Origin of the sequence: Billgrantia bachuensis (assembly GCF_011742165.1) — a bacterium.
GTDB classification, from domain to species: domain Bacteria; phylum Pseudomonadota; class Gammaproteobacteria; order Pseudomonadales; family Halomonadaceae; genus Halomonas; species Halomonas bachuensis.
Map to the genome: position 1 here is coordinate 1 of NZ_JAAQTO010000044.1, position 17,620 is coordinate 17,620.

At 65.4% G+C, this 17,620-nt stretch carries 16 protein-coding genes; 12 read left to right on the plus strand and 4 right to left on the minus strand.

All coding sequences use genetic code 11. The features are described 5' to 3' along the window. The 3 genes from asd to rsgA form a co-directional block, all read right to left on the minus strand. Positions 1-547, minus strand: a 547-nt coding sequence (gene asd, locus HBJ55_RS15735; protein ID WP_167116972.1) for an archaetidylserine decarboxylase, incomplete at its 3' end; no start/stop codon positions are given. Positions 548-686: 139 nt separating this feature from the next. Next, positions 687-1,517, minus strand: a complete 831-nt coding sequence (locus HBJ55_RS15740; RefSeq protein ID WP_167116975.1) for a sulfurtransferase — start codon at positions 1,515-1,517, stop codon at positions 687-689. A gap of 41 nt (positions 1,518-1,558) precedes the next feature. Further along, positions 1,559-2,593, minus strand: a complete 1,035-nt coding sequence (rsgA, locus tag HBJ55_RS15745; protein ID WP_167116978.1) for a small ribosomal subunit biogenesis GTPase RsgA — start codon at positions 2,591-2,593, stop codon at positions 1,559-1,561. A gap of 89 nt (positions 2,594-2,682) precedes the next feature. Here rsgA and orn point away from each other — a divergent pair, with 89 nt between their 5' ends. After that, positions 2,683-3,267: an oligoribonuclease gene (orn, locus tag HBJ55_RS15750; protein WP_167116981.1), complete on the plus strand. Its 585-nt coding sequence runs from the start codon at positions 2,683-2,685 to the stop codon at positions 3,265-3,267. Between the two features lie 4 nt (positions 3,268-3,271). Here orn and queG read toward each other — a convergent pair whose 3' ends face one another. Beyond that, positions 3,272-4,375 carry a tRNA epoxyqueuosine(34) reductase QueG gene (queG, locus tag HBJ55_RS15755; protein ID WP_167116984.1) on the minus strand — a complete coding sequence of 368 codons (1,104 nt, stop codon included), beginning with the start codon at positions 4,373-4,375 and terminating at the stop codon, positions 3,272-3,274. Between the two features lie 100 nt (positions 4,376-4,475). On the opposite strand from queG, the gene HBJ55_RS15760 reads away from it, so the two are divergent. The 11 genes from HBJ55_RS15760 to HBJ55_RS15810 all read left to right on the plus strand — a co-directional run bounded on the left by HBJ55_RS15760 (position 4,476) and on the right by HBJ55_RS15810 (position 17,599). Continuing rightward, a complete protein-coding gene (locus HBJ55_RS15760; RefSeq protein WP_167116987.1) occupies positions 4,476-6,038 on the plus strand; it encodes an NAD(P)H-hydrate dehydratase in 1,563 nt (520 codons plus the stop codon). Further along, positions 6,019-6,519, plus strand: coding sequence for a tRNA (adenosine(37)-N6)-threonylcarbamoyltransferase complex ATPase subunit type 1 TsaE (tsaE, locus tag HBJ55_RS15765; protein ID WP_167116990.1), 501 nt, complete (start codon positions 6,019-6,021; stop codon positions 6,517-6,519). Before HBJ55_RS15760 ends, tsaE begins: the two co-directional genes overlap by 20 nt. Further along, positions 6,519-7,994 carry an N-acetylmuramoyl-L-alanine amidase gene (locus HBJ55_RS15770; protein ID WP_240936155.1) on the plus strand — a complete coding sequence of 492 codons (1,476 nt, stop codon included), beginning with the start codon at positions 6,519-6,521 and terminating at the stop codon, positions 7,992-7,994. The genes tsaE and HBJ55_RS15770 overlap by 1 nt, the downstream gene beginning before the upstream one ends. Continuing rightward, a complete protein-coding gene (mutL, locus tag HBJ55_RS15775) occupies positions 7,991-9,952 on the plus strand; it encodes a DNA mismatch repair endonuclease MutL (RefSeq protein ID WP_167116993.1) in 1,962 nt (653 codons plus the stop codon). The genes HBJ55_RS15770 and mutL overlap by 4 nt, the downstream gene beginning before the upstream one ends. Positions 9,953-9,965: 13 nt before the next feature. Then, positions 9,966-10,901, plus strand: a complete 936-nt coding sequence (gene miaA / locus HBJ55_RS15780; RefSeq protein WP_167116996.1) for a tRNA (adenosine(37)-N6)-dimethylallyltransferase MiaA — start codon at positions 9,966-9,968, stop codon at positions 10,899-10,901. A gap of 88 nt (positions 10,902-10,989) precedes the next feature. Then, on the plus strand, positions 10,990-11,241 hold the full coding sequence (gene hfq / locus HBJ55_RS15785) for an RNA chaperone Hfq (protein WP_103968388.1): 252 nt from the start codon (positions 10,990-10,992) through the stop codon (positions 11,239-11,241). Between the two features lie 8 nt (positions 11,242-11,249). Next, a complete protein-coding gene (hflX, locus tag HBJ55_RS15790; protein WP_167116999.1) occupies positions 11,250-12,566 on the plus strand; it encodes a ribosome rescue GTPase HflX in 1,317 nt (438 codons plus the stop codon). A gap of 144 nt (positions 12,567-12,710) precedes the next feature. Next, the gene (gene hflK / locus HBJ55_RS15795) at positions 12,711-13,937 is read left to right on the plus strand and encodes an FtsH protease activity modulator HflK (protein WP_167117003.1); all 1,227 of its coding nucleotides are present in this window, start codon (positions 12,711-12,713) and stop codon (positions 13,935-13,937) included. After that, positions 13,938-14,822: a protease modulator HflC gene (gene hflC / locus HBJ55_RS15800; protein ID WP_167117008.1), complete on the plus strand. Its 885-nt coding sequence runs from the start codon at positions 13,938-13,940 to the stop codon at positions 14,820-14,822. Between the two features lie 180 nt (positions 14,823-15,002). After that, on the plus strand, positions 15,003-16,178 hold the full coding sequence (locus HBJ55_RS15805) for an ATP phosphoribosyltransferase regulatory subunit (protein WP_167117011.1): 1,176 nt from the start codon (positions 15,003-15,005) through the stop codon (positions 16,176-16,178). 125 nt (positions 16,179-16,303) lie between these two features. Next, positions 16,304-17,599 (plus strand): adenylosuccinate synthase, encoded by a 1,296-nt coding sequence (locus HBJ55_RS15810; protein ID WP_167117015.1) that lies wholly within the window; start codon positions 16,304-16,306, stop codon positions 17,597-17,599. The last annotated feature ends 21 nt before the right edge of the window (positions 17,600-17,620 follow it).

Sequence of the window (17,620 nt, forward strand, 5' to 3'; positions counted from 1 at the left end):
AGGTACCCAGTGAAGAGCTGAGGTTGGGCACGTGGTCGGTGGTGGCGGCGTTGACCGAGAACAGCCGCCCCGGCACGTAGACCATCTCGGTCAGGGTGCCGGCCAGCGGCATGTGCACGCGATGGTAATCCTTGGGCGAGAGATAGACGTTGGCATAGCTGCCGCCGCTGTAGCGCCGCGCGGCCTCGGCGTCACCGCCGAGCAGATCGACCACGGAGAAGCGGTGCCCCTTGGCCTGCAGCAGGCGGTCCGCCTCGATGGGACCGAACTGTGAGATGTTGCCGTCGGCGGGGCAGAGCAGGCCCTCGCCGAGGGGGCGTGCCTCCGGCTTCAGTGCCCGGGTGAAGAAGTCGTTGAAGGTGGCGTAGGCCGTCGGATCGGGCTCGGCGGCCTCGCGCATGTCGACCTCAAAGACCTTGATGAAGGCGCGGACCAGTGCGTTCTTCAGCCAGGCGACGCGACATTCAGCAAGAAAGCCCACCAGCCGCGACAGCAGGTGGTGGGGGATCGGGTACTGGATCAGGGAAAACAGCTTGGCGGGGGTCACGAAGGAGTCATTCCTCAAGAGGGGGTGGAAGAAAGAAGAAAGAAGAAGGAAGAGGGAAGAAGGAAGAGGCGAGCCCTTGCCCTGCCAGGTGCAAAGCACCGATCTTCCCTCTTCGAGCGGCGCAGCCGCGTCTTCCAGCTTACTTCTCTATCGGCGTATCGTCGCGATTGCCCCACTCCTTCCAGGAGCCGGCGTAGCCGCGTATCTTCTCGAATCCCAGCGCCTTGCCCACCAGCCAGGTGAAGCCGCTTCTATGGTGGCTCTGGCAGTGTGTGACCACTTCCATGTCCGGCGTGAGCCCCAGCGCCTCGAGCTCGGTGACGAGTTCGGCGTAGTCGCGGATGCGCAGGGCTCGCTCCTTGTCCATGGCCTCGGTCCACTCCATGTTCACCGCGCCGGGAATATGGCCGAGTTGGCGATTGTCGCCTTTCTCGCCGCGGTACTCTTCCGGCGAGCGGGCGTCCCATACCGCGAAGCCTTTCTCGTGGAGCCGCTCCTGCAGCTCGAAGCGGTCGATGGCCACCTCCGGATGCAGGATCTCGGCTTCGTAGTCGCTTGGCGTCGGCGAGGTCGGCTCATGAGCAACGGGCTGGCCGGTCTGACGCCAGGCGTGGATGCCGCCGTTAAGGTAGGAGTAGCGGGTATGGCCGATCAGCTCCAGCGTCCACAGCAGGCGCCCGGCCCAGCCGCCGCCCTCGTCGTCGTAGGCTATCACGTGGGTGTCGCGGGTCAGCCCGAGCGATGAGAACAGCTGCGACAGTGCTTCGGGACTAGGCACCTCGTTGGGGATTTCGCCTTCGCCACGCATCAGGCGGCGGTGATCGAGGAATACGGCGCCAGGGACATGCCCCTCCGCGTAGCTCTCTGCCTTGAGCGGCACATCGACGATCAGCAGCTGTGGATCGTCCAGGTATTCGGCGAGCTGTTCGGGTTCGACGATCAGCGGCAGCAGATTCTCTTCGGAACTCATGGCGCTCTCCTTATCCTTTATAACTCGCGATGCAGGCCTGATCAGGTCTCGCTGAGACTATCGACGATATGGCGATAGCTGGCAAAACGCTGAGGATGAATATCGCCACGCTCCGCGGCCTCGAGCAGGGCACAGCCCGGCTCATGGCGATGGCGGCAGTCGCGGAAGCGGCAGCGGCCGAGGAGATCGCGAAACTCGATGAAGCCCTCGGCGACCTGCTGCTCGTCCAGGTGCACCAGGCCGAATTCGCGGATCCCCGGCGAGTCGATCAGCTCGGCGTCGTCGGCGGCGGGCAACCGGTAGAGGCGTGCCGTGGTGGTGGTATGGGTACCCTTGCGCGAGTCCTTCGACAGCTCGCCGATACGCAGCGACTCATCGGGCAGCAGGCGATCGATCAGCGACGACTTGCCCACGCCGCTCTGGCCGACGAACACCGAAGTGCGCCCGCTCAGGCGTTCCAGCAGGGCGTCGAGCCCATCGTCGCGGGCAGTCGTCGTCGTCACCACCGGATAACCCAGCGCTTCGTAGCGGGCCAGCAGGGCGCGCAGCTCACCGCCGTCCGTGGGCAGCAGGTCGATCTTGTTGAGCACCAGCGCCGGAGCGATGCCGGTAGCCTCGGCGGCGACCAGGTAGCGGTCGATCAGGTTGGGATGGGGAACGGGTTCGACGGCAAAAACGATCAGTATCTGGTCGATATTGGCCGCCACCGGCTTGAGTTGACCGCGGGGGTCGGGGCGTTCGAGCACATTCTGGCGTTCGCTGCGCGCCACGACGACGCCTTCCACGATATTCCCCGCGACGTCATGCGCGGCGCGCCAGATGACCCGGTCGCCGGTCACCAACCCTTCGAGGTTGGCGCGCAGATGGCAGCGCACCGTCTCGGCCTCGGCATCGCCCTGCACGTCGAGAGTACGACCGTAATGGGCAATGACGCGGCCAGGCCGTTCGGGGCCGTATTCGCCGGCGGCGAGCTTCTGCGAATCCATGGCGTCGCGCTGCTCGGCGCGCCGAGACCGCTCGGCCTGAACCTTTTCGATCCGCCAGCGCTGCTGGCGACTTAGCTTGCGTTTGCTCATGGGCGCTCGAAGATCGTTACAATAGGAGGCATTGTACCCAGCGTGGCCCGACCTGTCCTGCTGCGCCCTTCAACCTGGAGCTTGCCCCAATGCCGAATACTCCCGCGCCACGCGAGGATCTACTGGTGTGGATCGACCTCGAGATGACCGGGCTGGAGCCCGAGCGCGAGCGCATCATCGAGGTGGCCACCCTGATCACCGACAGCGACCTCAACCTCATCGCCGAAGGCCCGGTGATTGCCGTGCACCAGTCCGATGACCTGCTTGCGGGCATGGATGACTGGAACCAGAAGACCCATGGCGAGTCGGGCCTGGTCGAGCGGGTCAAGCAGAGCCGCATCGATACCGCCGAGGCCGAGCGACAGACTCTCGAATTCTTGCAGCAATACGTTGTCTCGGGCTCCTCGCCCATGTGTGGCAACAGCGTCCATCAGGACCGGCGCTTCCTCGAGCGCGAGATGCCTGCACTGCTGGGCTTCTTTCACTACCGCAACCTGGATGTCTCGACCCTGAAGGAGCTGGCCAAGCGCTGGAACCCGGGCGCGCTGGCCGGCTTCAGCAAGCGCAACACGCACCAGGCGCTGGACGATATCCGCGAATCGCTGGCCGAGCTGGCCCACTATCGCAATACGTTCTTGCGCTTGGCGGGCGGCGAGCGCGACGAGGAGGAGTAAGAAGCTAGGCTTGGCTGGCAATCAGCCTGCCACGCTTTTCCCGCTGCCGCCCGAGTGCCCAGCGCACGTGTTCGCGCACCAGGTCGGAGGGATAGGCGAGGCGGGCGCGCAGTGCCGCTTCTACCGCTTCGCTCCAGGGCGCGTTGCCCAGTCCTACCGCCAGGTTGCGCAGCCAGCGCTCGTAGCCGATGCGTCGGATCGGGCTGCCGGCGGTCTTGTCGAGGAACTCCTCCTCGCCCCAGCCGAACAACGACACCAGGCTGGCGCGGTCGAGGTCGTGGCGCGGCGCGAAGTCGTCCTCCTGCGTGGCGCGGGCGAAGCGGGTGAAGGGGCAGACCAGCTGGCAGTCGTCGCAGCCGAACACGCGGTTGCCCATGGCCTCGCGGAAGCGCTCGGGAATGCTGCCGAACAGCTCGATGGTGAGGTAGGAGATGCAGGCACGGGCGTCCACCACCTTGTCCTCGACGATGGCGCCGGTGGGGCAGGCCGTGCGACACGCACTGCAGCTGCCACAGTGTTCGGCGTCGAACGGCGGATCGACCGGCAGCGGCAGGTCGACGTAGAGCTCGCCGAGGAAGAACAGCGAACCGGCCCTGGGATTGAGCAACATGGCGTTCTTGCCCACCCAGCCGAGCCCGGCCTTGCGTGCCAGTGCCCGTTCCATGACCGGGGCCGAATCGACGAAGGCGCGATAGCCGAAGGGGCCGGCTTTCTCTTGGATCCACTGAGCCAGGGTCGCCAAGCGTTTGCGCATCAGCTTGTGGTAGTCGCGACCCACCGCATAGCGTGAGACATAGGCGGTTTCCGGCTGGCCCAGTACCTTGGCGCTCTCGACCTCGGCGGGCAGGTAATCCAGGCGCACGCTGACGACACGCAGCGTGCCGGGCAGCAGCTCCTCCGGGCGTGTGCGCTTGGTGCCGTGCTTGGCCATGAAGCCCATCTCGCCGTGGTAGCCGGCGTCGAGCCAACGCTGAAAATGGCGCTCGTCCTCGGCCAGGTCGACGTCGGCGATGCCCACTTGCTGGAAGCCGAGTTCGCGGCCCCAGGTCTTGATGGTCGCGGCCAACTCGGCCAGCGCATTGTCGTCCAGGGTCGCAGGGTGGGGCATGATCGAGAAAAAACCGGGTAAATATACAGCGGGGGGATTGGCGAGCGCACCACGGCGCTTACACTCCCATGATAAAGCAATGCTGGCAGGGAGACACTGAATGCCCGGGAATCGTTCCGACGAATCGCAGCTCGTGCTGCGTCCGCTCTATCGGGCCGAGCAGGTGCGCGAACTCGATCGCCGTACCATCGCCGCCGGGATCGAAGGCTTCGCGCTGATGCAGCGGGCGGCCACGGCGGCTTGGCAGAGTCTCAAGGCGCGCTGGCCCGGCGTGAAGCGGATCACGGTGCTGTGCGGCGGTGGCAACAATGGCGGCGACGGGCACGTGTTGGCGGCGCTGGCATCTGTCGCCGGGGTCGAGGTACAGCGCATCGCGCTCAAGCCGGTAGCGGCGCTCGAGGGCGACGCGGCGCGTGCCGCCGAGATGGCCACCGCAGCGGGGGTGGGCCTGGAACCCTGGTCCAAGGGAATCGTTTTTTCCGGCGAGGTGGTCGTCGATGCACTGCTCGGCACCGGCCTGGGGGGTGAGATGCGGGGCACATTCCGCGAAGCCATCGAGGCGATCAACGTCAGCGGACTGCCGGTACTGGCCATCGACGTCCCTTCCGGGCTTGCCGCCGATACCGGCGCCGCACTCGGCACGGCGGTGCGTGCTACGCGCACGGTCACCTTTATCGGTGACAAGATCGGCCTGCACACCGGGCGTGCGCCGGCGCTGACCGGCGAGGTCCACTTTCGCGCCCTGGGCGTCGATGCGCGCAGCCATGCCGACTTGGCGCCGGCCGCGGAACTGCTCGATCAGGACCTGTTGAGAATATGGTTGCCACCGCGCAGCCGCGACGCCCACAAGGGGGCCATGGGCCACGTGCTGATTCTCGGCGGCGCGCCGGGCTTCGGCGGGGCGGCGCTGCTTGCCAGCGAGGCCGCGGCACGCCTGGGCGCCGGCAAGGTCAGTCTCGCCACGGCACCCGAGCATGTCACTGCCTGCCTGACCTACCGCCCCGAAGTGATGGTGCACGGCCTGCGCGGCGCCGCCGAGCTTGGCGACCTGCCCGGCAAGGCTGACGTCATTGTGATTGGGCCCGGGCTGGGGCAGGGTGCCTGGGGACAGGGCATGCTGCAGGCGGCGCTGGCCGAGTCCAGGCCGCTGGTGGTGGATGCCGATGGCCTCAACCTGCTGGCCTCGCATTTCGGCGGCCAGCGCCGTGACGACTGGGTCCTGACGCCCCACCCGGGCGAGGCGGGGCGCCTGCTGGGCTGTAGCGCGGCGGAAGTGGAGGCCGACCGGCCCGCGGCGGTGCGCGAACTGCAGCGGCGTTACGGCGGGGTGGTCGTGCTCAAGGGGGCCGGCAGTCTGGTGGCGGGGCCGGATGGCATGGCGGTGTGCCCTTACGGCAACCCTGGCATGGCCTCGGGGGGCATGGGCGACGTTCTCACCGGCATCCTTGGGGCCCTGCTGGCCCAAGGTCTAGCGCTGGAAACGGTAGCAAGACTCGGTGTCATGATTCATGCCTTGGCGGCCGACATGGCGGTACGCGACGCGGGGGAGCGTGGTCTGCTGGCTGCCGATCTGGCATCCTATGCCCGAGTTATCGTCAACCCTGGGTTCGAACCAGGGTTCCATTCGCTTGCAGGGGGCCATGATGCGCATAAGACTCGATGACGAAGACCGTCAGGTCGTCTTCGGGCAGTGCCTGGGTCGAGCCTTGGAGGGGCGAGGACGCATCTATCTCGAGGGCGAGCTGGGCGCGGGCAAGACTACGCTCACCCGGGGCATCCTGCGTGCCCACGGCCATGCCGGAGCGGTCAAGAGCCCCACCTACACGCTGGTCGAGCCCTACGAATGGCAAGGCGGGCGGGTCTACCATTTCGATCTCTACCGATTGGGCGATGCCGAGGAACTGGAGTTCATTGGCGGGCGCGACCTGTTCGCCGACGATGCCCTATGCATCGTCGAATGGCCCAGCCGAGGCGAAGGCTGGCTGCCGACGCCCGACCTGACGATAGCCTTGTCACTCTATGGCCACGGCCGATCGGCCCGGCTCGAAGCCCATACCGAGCATGGCCGGTCAGTACTCGAGGCGCTGGCGCGGGATACCGCCCTTGCCGACATGATCAGCGACGGAGAGCGTGAAACGCCGTGATGAGTACGCGATATCTGCCCATTGGTCATGTCGGGCGAGCGGTCCGCTGCCACCTGTTGCTGGCCTTGACGTTGCTGACTGCCCTGGTTGCGCCCACCCAGGCGGCTCAGGTCGACAATATCCGCCTGTGGGCGGCGCCGGATCATGCGCGGCTGGTGTTCGACCTCTCCGACCATGCCGAGGCCAACATCTTTACGCTGGACAACCCGCGACGGCTGGTGATCGACCTCGACCAGAGCGGACTCGATACCGACCTGTCGAGCTTGGAGCTGGAAGGCAGTGCGATCACCGCGGTACGCAGCGGGGTTCGCGACGGTGGCGGCCTGCGCGTAGTACTCGACCTATCGCGCGAAGTCGAGCCGCGCCACTTCACCTTGCCACCCAACGAGCAGTACGGCCACCGCCTGGTCGTCGACATGGAGTACCCTGGCGAGAGCGCTGTCCAGAACCCCATCGACCCGATCGAAGCGATGATCCGTGAACAGGAGATCGCCGCCAATCGACACCACGGCGAGGCTGACGGCGAATCTCCACGTCTCGATCCTGAGGTGGTGGCGCAGCAGCCGGCGGCGCCGCATCCACGGCGTGATATCATCATTGCCATCGACGCCGGTCATGGCGGCGAGGACCCGGGTGCCATCGGACCCAGCGGTACGCGGGAGAAGGACGTGGTGATGGAGATCGCCCGGCGCTTGCAGCGCTTGGTCGACGACACCGAGGGCTTCCGAGCGGTGATGATTCGCGATGGCGACTACTATGTCGGGCTGCGTCAGCGCACCCGAATCGCGCGCGAGCAGAAGGCCGACTTCTTCGTCTCGATCCATGCCGACGCCTTCAATAGCCCGCGACCCAACGGCAGCTCCGTCTACGCGCTATCCCAGCGTGGCGCTACCTCGGAGACTGCCCAATGGCTGGCAGCGAGCGAGAACCAGGCCGACCTGATCGGTGGCGTGGATGGCAATCTCTCGCTCAACGACAAGGACGAGGTGCTGCGCGGCGTGCTGCTCGACCTGACCATGACCGCTACCCTGAACGACTCCTTGGCCATCGGTGGGCAGGTTCTCGACCAGTTGGGGCGCGTCAATCGGCTGCACAAGTCACGGGTCGAGCAGGCCGGCTTCATGGTCCTGAAGTCGCCCGACATCCCCTCTCTGCTGATCGAGACGGGCTTCATCTCCAACCCTGACGAAGAGCGCCGTCTGCGCGACTCGGGCCATCAGCAGCGAATGTCGGAGTCCATTTTCGAGGGTATACAGGCGCACTTTCACAGTAACCCGCCACCGGCAAGCCTGCTGGCCTGGCAGCGCGACAACCAGCGTACGCCCTCCGGTAACGAGTACCGTATCCAGCCGGGCGATACCTTGTCACAGATCGCCGCACGCCACGGCGTGCCGGTGGCCCAGCTCAAGCAGGCCAATGAAATCAATGGCGACGTGATCCGCGTCGGACAGGTATTACGGATTCCCCGCTCATGACGGTAGTCGAAGAAACCCGGCGCATCCGCGTTCTCGATCCCAGACTCGCCAACCAGATTGCCGCCGGCGAGGTGGTGGAACGGCCGGCGTCGGTGGTCAAGGAACTGGTCGAGAACGCCATCGATGCCGGAAGCACCCGTATCGAGGTGGAACTGGAGTCCGGCGGGGCGCGGCTGATTCGCGTGCGCGACGACGGCAGCGGTATCGCCGAGGACGACCTGCCGCTGGCGCTATCGCGCCACGCCACCAGCAAGATCGCCTCGCTGGAGGAACTCGAGGGTGTGGCTAGCCTGGGTTTTCGCGGCGAAGCGCTGGCGTCCATCAGCTCGGTCTCGCGCCTCGAGCTCGTCGCCAACGTAGAGGACGACCCGCGCAGCGGCTGGCGCGTGGTGGCCGAAGGGCGCCAGATGGAGCCCCGCGTCAGCCCGGCGCCACATCCGCGGGGCACTTCGGTGACGGTGCGCGATCTGTTCTTCAACACCCCGGCACGACGCAAGTTCCTGCGCACCGAGAAGACCGAGTACGGCCACGTTGAGGAAGCCTTCCGTCGTCTCGCGCTGTCGCGCTACGACATTGGCTGGGTGCTGCGCCACAACCAGAAGACCGTGCACCAGCTACCGGCGGGCGACGATCCCGCCCGCCGCGAGCGGCGTATTGCAGCCCTGTTGGGCAAGAGCTTCCTCGACAACGCCCTGCATCTCGATCTCGAGGCGGGCGGCCTGCGACTGTGGGGTTGGGTTGGCCTGCCGACCCACTCCCGCGCTCAGGCCGATCAGCAGTACTTTTTCGTCAACGGCCGCGTGGTGCGCGACCGGCTGGTGGCGCACGCCATTCGCCAGGCCTATCGCGATGTGCTTTTTCATGGGCGGCATCCGGTTTTCGTGCTCTATCTGGAGGTCGACCCCGCAGTGGTGGATGTCAATGTCCACCCCACCAAGCATGAGGTGCGCTTTCGCGATGGCCGCTTGGTCCACGATTTCCTCTTCTCCAGCCTGCACCGGGCGCTGGCCAAGGCACGTCCGGGGGGGCGCGAGCCGCACGAGGGCAGCGTAGCGGGGGCAGACGCCGCTGGCGAGACAGCCTCGGGCACCAGTCCCGACAGTGAGCGAGCGGTGCGTGAGCCTGCCGGACGCTGGCAGCAGCAGCCCATCAGGCTGCATGAGACGAGCGACCAGGCAGAGCGAGTCACGGCCGATCGCGTACGCGCCTTCATGAGCGGCTACCGCGCGCTGCATCCCGAACACGAGGAACACCTGCTCACACCCCAGCCTGCCGATGGGGAAACGGATCGCGCCATGGCAGCACGGCCGGTGCGAGAGGCCTCGGCCATGGCCGAATCGCCGGTATTGCCTGCAGCGGAAGAGGGCAGCGGAATACCGCCGCTGGGCTTTGCCATCGCCCAGTTGCACGGCATCTACATTCTCTCGCAGACGGCGCAGGGCATGATCATCGTCGACATGCACGCAGCCCATGAGCGTATCGTCTATGAGCGCATGAAGGACCAGGTGCATGGCGGGGCGCTGGAGGCGCAGCCGCTGCTGGTGCCGGTGTCGATGGCGGCCAGCCATGCCGAGGTGGCCACCGCCGAAGCCGAACGCGGCGCCTTCAGCCGCCTGGGTGTCGAGCTCGACGTGGCCGGTCCCGAGACCCTGCTGGTGCGACAGGTGCCGGCGCTGCTGGCCGATGCCGATGTCGAGCCGCTGATCCGCGACATGCTGAGCGACCTGGAGCGCTACGGCCGTTCCGATCGTCTGAAGGCTCGCATCGACGAGCTGCTGGCCACCATGGCCTGCCATGGCAGCGTGCGCGCCAACCGCCGCCTGACCACGGCCGAGATGAACGCCTTGCTGCGTGACATGGAGCGCACCGAGCGCAGCGGCCAGTGCAACCATGGCCGCCCCACCTGGACCGAGATGTCACTCAAGCAGCTCGATCGTCTGTTCCTGCGCGGGCAGTAAGGAAACGTCCCAAATGTCTGCACGCCCTCTCGCCATTCTGCTGATGGGGCCGACCGCCGCCGGCAAGACCGACTTGGCGATCACCCTGCATGAGCGGCTCGGCTGTGAGCTGATCAGCATGGACTCGGCCATGGTCTATCGCGGCATGGATATCGGCAGTGCCAAGCCGTCGCCGCAGGAGTTGGCGCGCGCGCCCCATCGGCTGATCGATATCCGCGACCCGGCCGAACCCTACTCGGCGGCCGACTTCCGCGAGGATGCGCGCCGCGAGATGCGACGAATCACCGCAGCCGGGCGCATTCCGCTGCTGGTGGGCGGCACCATGATGTACGCCAAGCGCTTGCTCGAGGGCGTGGCCAACCTTCCGGCGGCTGACCCGGCGATACGTGCCGAATTGGCCCGAGAGGCCGAGAGCAGCGGGCTGGCCGGGCTGCATGCCGAGCTCGCCAGGGTCGACCCCGAAGCCGCCCGGCGTATCCATCCCAACGATCCGCAGCGATTGATGCGGGCATTGGAAGTCTTTCGGGCCAGCGGCACGACGCTAACCGAACTATGGCAACGGCAACAACCTGAAACCTTCCCTTGGGAAGTGCTGTCGATAGGACTTACGCCTTTCGATCGTAGTGTCTTGCATGAGCGGATCGCGGCACGCTTCGAGGTCATGCTGAAGGCCGGTCTCATCGCCGAAGTCGAGACGCTGAGGGCTCGTGGCAACCTGCATCCAGGGCTGCCATCGATGAAGAGCGTGGGTTATCGTCAGGTATGGGAATACCTCGACGGTCAGGGTGATCTCGAGCAGTTGCGTCATCGCACCACCGTGGCGACCCGGCAGTTGGCCAAGCGTCAACTGACCTGGCTGCGCAGTTGGCCGGGACTACACTGGGTCGATAGCCAGAGCCCGACTGCGCTGGACGATGTCCTGAAATTCGTGCGTGAAACGGGCTCTTAGCGTAAGATGTTGGCTTCGAGTGGCCGGGTGACCAGCCGAGCAAGAACACAATTCCACCCCTCATTAGAATGATTTAGGGAGAGGTAACATGTCCAAAGGGCAGTCCCTTCAAGACCCGTACCTGAACATCCTGCGCAAGGAGCGCATTCCGGTTTCTATTTTCCTGGTCAACGGCATCAAGCTGCAGGGACAGATCGAGTCGTTCGATCAGTTCGTGATCCTGTTGCGCAACACCGTCAGTCAGATGGTCTACAAGCATGCCATCTCCACTGTGGTGCCTTCGCGCAACGTGCGGCTGCCGCCGCAGGATCCTGCGGCTCAGCCGGACAGCAACGCGTGAGGTATTGATTGTTTTTTGAACGACCCGATGCCGGCGAAACGGCAGTACTGGTCCATGTCGATTTCCAGGACGAGCGCGAACGCGAGGATCCGGGCGAGTTCATGGAACTGGTCCGTTCCGCCGGTGCCGAGCCGGCCATGCTGCTTACTGGCAGCCGGCATCGGCCTGATTCGCGCACCTTCATCGGCAGCGGCAAGCTGGAGGAGCTCCGCGAGGCGCTGAAGGTGCATGGTGCCGAACTCGTCATCTTCAACCATGGCCTGAACCCTTCCCAGGAGCGCAACCTGGAGCGGGAGCTCAAGTGCCGGGTGCTGGACCGCACGGGGCTGATACTCGATATCTTCGCTCAGCGGGCACGTACCCACGAAGGCAAGCTGCAGGTTGAACTGGCCCAGTTGGAGTACATGTCCACCCGCCTGGTGCGTGGCTGGACTCACCTGGAGCGCCAGAAGGGCGGTATCGGCCTGCGCGGTCCCGGTGAGACGCAGCTCGAAACCGACCGTCGGCTGCTGCGGGCGCGCATCAAGGCAATCCACAAGCGGCTCGACAAGGTGCGCAGCCAGCGCAGCCAGAACCGTCGTGCGCGGGCACGGGCGGAGATTCCCAGTGTGTCGCTGGTTGGTTATACCAATGCCGGCAAGTCGACCCTGTTCAATGCGTTGACCTCGTCGGAGGTCTATGCGGCCGACCAGTTGTTCGCTACGCTCGACCCGACTCTGCGGCGACTGGAAGTCAGCGACGTCGGTCCGGTGGTGCTGGCGGATACCGTGGGATTCATCCGCCATCTTCCGCATAAGCTGGTGGAGGCCTTTCAGGCCACACTCCAGGAGGCGGCCGAGGCGTCGCTGCTGGTGCACGTGATCGATGCCGCCGATCCCGATCGCGAAGTCAACGTAGCTCAGGTCGAAGGCGTACTCGACGAGATCGGTGCGCTCGATGTGCCGATGCTCAAGGTAATGAACAAGATCGATCTGCTCGACAGTGCACCGAGGATAGAGCGCGACGGGCAGGGCCGGCCCGAAGTGGTGTGGCTGTCGGCACGCGATGGGCGCGGATTGGAACTGCTCGGCCAGGCTCTTTCGGAATGCCTGGCGGAGGATGTCATCGATTTCAGCGTGAGCCTGGCACCGCAGCAGGGTCGCCTGAGGGCGGGCCTGCATGAGCTTGGTGCCGTACGAGAAGAACATTTCGAAGAGGGCGGAAAGGTGCGGCTCGATGTACGCTTGCCGCGCCGCGACTTCCTGCAGTTGATGGCCCGGATGGGTGAGCGGGCGGAGGATTACCTGCCGTCCGAGCTGCGCCAGCGGCCGGTGTGGGATGCTTGACAACTGTGGTTGTCCTGGCCGACTGGCTGGTTTCCCTGACAATAGCGGCACCAGACGCCCTTGGCTGTTTACAGGATAGCAACCGATCTCCCCATGCGGCCGATCGAGACGCCGGCGGGGGGTAACGCAGAGTGGAGACGACGTATGGCTTGGAATGAGCCGGGTGGCGGCAACCAGCATGACCCCTGGAGTGGCGGGGGCCGACGCGGCGGTGGTAATGGCGGCGGCGGTGGTAACCGCGGGGGCAACCAGGGGCCACCCGACCTTGACGAGGCCCTGAAGAAGTTTCAGGACAAGCTCAACAGCATGCTCGGTGGCCGCGGCGGCAAAGGTGGCGGCGGCCGCGGCGGCAAGGGCGGGGGGCGTCCGCGCAATACCTTTGCACTGCCCGGGCTGTTGCTCATCATTGCCCTGGGTATCTGGGGGGCGATGGGCTTCTACCTGGTCGACCAGGCCGAGCGTGGTGTGGTGCTGCGCTTTGGTGAATTCCAGACGGTGGTGGGCCCCGGCCTGCACTGGAACCCGCCGCTGATCGACGACGTGCGCATGGTCAACGTGACCCGCGTGCGTTCACTGACCCAGACCCAGTCGATGCTGACCCGCGACGAGAACATCGTCGAGGTCGAGATCTCGGCTCAGTACCAAGTGGCGAATCCACGCGACTTCGTGCTCAATGTGCGCAATCCGCAGCTCTCCATCGAGAACGCGTTGGATTCCGCATTGCGTCACGTGGTCGGCGGTACCGACATGATCGAGATCCTGACCTCCGGGCGTGAAATCCTCGGCAGTTCCGTGTCCAGCCGTCTGCAGACCTACTTGGACAGCTACGGGACCGGCATTCGCCTGCAGACCATCAACATCGAGTCGACTTCGGCACCGGCGCCGGTCATCGACGCGTTCGATGACGTAATCCGGGCTCGCGAGGATCGCCAGCGGACCATCAACGAGGGCATGGCCTACGCCAACGCCATCATCCCGGCTGCCCAAGGGCAGGCCCAGCGTCTGGTCGAGCAGGGCCAAGGGTATCGTGAATCGGTGGTGGCCGAGGCCCAGGGTCAGGTCAACCGCTTCAACGCGCTGCTGGCACAGTACCGCAACGCACCGGAGATCATGCGCGAGCGCCTCTACATCGATGCCATGGCCGACGTCTTCGCCCGTACGCCGAAAGTCATGCTTGACGTGCGAGATGACGCACCGCTGATGTACCTGCCGCTCGACCAGCGCCCCGGCGGAGCTGCCGGCGAAGGCAGCGGCGACGCGTCAAGCGGCGAAAGCGGCGAGCTCGACCCGCGCGTGCTCGAGCGCCTGCGCACGTCTTCATCGACGCAGGGCGGTAGTAACACCGGTGGTATCCGCAGGGAGGGTCGCTAAATGGTCAACAATCGTTCCTTGATCATCGTGGGCGGCCTCGCTGCCGTTGCCTGGCTCGCCAGCAACAGCCTCTATGTGGTCGACGAGACCGAGCGCGCCGTCAAGCTGCGCTTCGGTGAGGTCATCGAAGAGAACATCCAGCCCGGGCTGCACTTCAAAGTGCCTATTACCCAGACCGTGCGTAAGTTCGATACCCGGGTGCTGACGCTGGATACCGATACCAGCCGCTACCTGACCCTCGAGCAGAAAGCGGTGATCGTCGACTCCTACGTCAAGTGGCAGGTGGTCAACCCCACCCGCTACTACGAGGCCACGGCAGGCGACGAGATGATGGCGATTCGCCTGATTCAGCCGCGGGTCGACGAAAGCCTGCGTAACGAGTTCGGTCGCCTGGACCTGCAGCAGATCATCGCCGAGCGCCGCGACGACCTGATGATCCGGCCGACCCAGGAGCTCGACTCGCTGATGCGCGAGGAACTCGGGGTGTCGATCCTCGACGTGCGGGTCAAACGCATCGACCTGCCCGAGGATGTCTCGGCAGCGGTATTCGAGCGTATGCGCTCCGAGCGCGAGCGTGAGGCCCGCGAGTGGCGCGCCCAGGGGCAGGAAGAGTCCGAGCGCATCCGCGCCAACGCCGACCGTCGGCGCCAGGTGCTGCTGGCCCAGGCCACTGAGCGGGCCGAGACCCTGCGCGGTGAAGGGGATGCCGAGGCGGCTGCAATCTTCTCCGAGGCTTACGGACAGAACCCCGAGTTCTTCTCCTTCTGGCGCAGTCTCAATGCCTACCGCGACAGTTTCGACGGCGAGCGGGACATGCTGGTACTCGACCCGACTAGCGACTTCTTCCGCTACCTTCGTAGTCCGGAAATCCAGAGCGAGGAGTAAGCCTGGAGGAAGTCGGCCGCAGGAGTGCGGCCGGCTTCCTCGCTTTGGGCAGGCGGGGTTCAACCGGCCGTCAAACGTGATAGAATCAGTCAACCGGGCGTGGCCCGGTTTTTTTGTGGGCCTTTTTTGCCTCTGGGTCTTTTTTGTTTGCCCGCCCAAACGCCTTGCAGGATAGACGACATGACCATTGCTGACCGCTGGCTGCTGCCCGACGGCATGGATGAAGTGCTGCCGCCCCAGGCGAGCCGCATGGAAGAGTTGCGCCGAACGCTGCTCGATCTCTATTACCGTTGGGGATACGATCAGGTGATGCCGCCCCCGGTGGAATTTCTCGATTCCCTGTTGACCGGCACCGGCACCGACCTGGACCTGCAGACTTTCAAGCTGACCGATCAACTCACCGGTCGCCTGATGGGGGTGAGCGCCGACGTGACGCCGCAGGTGGCGCGTATGGATGCCCACTCCATGCATCACCAGGGCCCGGCCAGATTGTGTTATTGCACCAACGTGCTGCGGGCCAAGGCCGACCAGCACCAAGGGGGGCGCAGCCCGGTGCAGGTCGGCGTCGAACTGTTCGGCCACGCCGGCCTGGAAGCGGATCTCGAGATACTGCGCCTGGCGCTCTTGAGCCTCAAGGCGGCCGGTGCCGTTGAGCTGCACTTGGCACTGGGTCATATCGGCATCTATCGTAGCCTGGTACAGGCGGCCGAACTGGAGCCCGACCAGGAGCGTGTGCTGTTCGAAGCGCTGGAGCTGAAGTCGCCGGGCGCCTTGGCCGAGCAGGTCGAGGCGAGCGTGACCGATCCCGCATTGGCGAACATGTTCCGGGCTCTAGGCCGCCTGCATGGCGGACCGGAGGTACTGGATAGCGCGCGGGAAGCTTTTGCCGGAGCCCCGGCGGCCGTAGACGAAGCCTTGGCACAGCTCAAGGCGCTGCACCGGGGAGTGGCGTCAGAGCATCCCGAGGTTGAACTCTATTTCGACCTGGCCGAACTGCGAGGTTACCAGTACCACACCGGAATGATGTTTGCCGCCTTCGTGCCGGGCTACGGCCAGGCACTGGCCAAGGGTGGACGCTATGACGATACCGGCCAGGCCTTCGGACGAGCCCGTCCCGCCACCGGTTTTTCGATGGACCTGAAGCTGCTCGCCACGCTGGTACAGAGCGAGCCGGCCAGTGACGGCATCTGGGCACCTGCTGGCGGAGACGGCGTGGCTGAGGCAATCGCGGCGCTGCGCGATGGCGGACACCGGGTGGTCCAGGCGCTGCCGGGACAGACGACGCCTCCCGAGGCGCACCGCTGCAGCCTGCGGTTGGTCCTGGTCGAAGGCCGTTGGCAGACGGAGGCACTCTAGGCGTTGGCGAATCGGCCGAGGCCTGAATTGGACGATACCGGCAGCGGGCCGGAAGACGAGCGCGGCCCGCGGGGCCGGATCATGGACGCGCACGAACGCGGCGCCGACACGAGAGACGAGACACAATGGGCAAGAACGTAGTCGTACTGGGTACTCAGTGGGGAGACGAAGGCAAGGGCAAGGTGGTCGACCTGCTGACCGAATCCGCGTCAGCGGTGGTGCGCTTCCAGGGCGGACACAATGCCGGGCATACGCTGGTGATCGACGGCGAGAAGACCGTGCTACACCTGATTCCCTCCGGCATCCTGCGTCAGGACAAGACCTGTGTCATTGGCAACGGTGTGGTGTTGTCACCGGAGGCGCTGATCAAGGAGATACGCGAACTCGAGGACAAGGGTGTGCCGGTTCGTGAGCGCCTGCGCCTGTCCCCGGCCTGCCCGCTGATTCTGCCGTATCACGTGCGCCTCGATCTGGCCCGCGAGAAGGCCCGTGGCGTGGCCAAGATCGGCACCACCGGCCGCGGCATCGGCCCGGCCTACGAGGACAAGGTGGCGCGGCGCGGCCTGCGCCTGGGTGACATGTTGCACCGCGAGCGCTTCGCCTCCAAGCTGGGCGAGGTGCTCGATTATCACAACTTCGTGCTGGTCAACTACCACGGCGAGAAGGCGGTCGACTTCCAGGAAGTACTGGACCGCGCCATGGCCATGGCCGAGGAACTGCGCCCGATGGTGTGCGATACGGTGAGCCTGGTGCACGAACTACGCCGCGCCGGCGAAAACATTCTCTTCGAGGGTGCCCAGGGCTCGCTGTTGGATATTGACCACGGCACCTATCCGTTCGTCACTAGCTCCAACACAACGGCGGGAGGAACGGCCACCGGCTCCGGCGTCGGGCCGCTCTACCTTGACTACGTACTCGGTATCACCAAGGCCTATACCACGCGAGTTGGCTCCGGTCCGTTCCCCACTGAGCTGTTCGATGAGCATGGCCGCCACCTGGCCGAGCGCGGCCATGAATTCGGTGCCACCACCGGGCGCCCGCGCCGCTGTGGCTGGTTCGATGCCGTGGCCCTGCGCCATGCAGTACAGATCAACTCGGTCTCGGGAATCTGCCTGACCAAGCTCGACGTCCTCGATGGGCTCGAGAACATCCGAGTCTGCGTGGGCTATCGCAGCAAGGATGGCGACGTGCTCGACAATCCGGTCGATTCGGAGGGCTACGAGGCGGTCGAGCCGCTCTACGAGGACCTGCCGGGCTGGAGCGAATCGACCCTGGGCGCCAAGCGCATCGAGGACCTGCCGGCCAATGCCCGATCCTACATCAGCTTCCTCGAGGAGAAGGTGGGCACCTCGATCGATATCGTCTCGACCGGCCCCGATCGCAATGAGACCATCGTGCTGCGCAACCCGTTCGAGGGTTGAGCACGACCGGGCGTGAAGAGA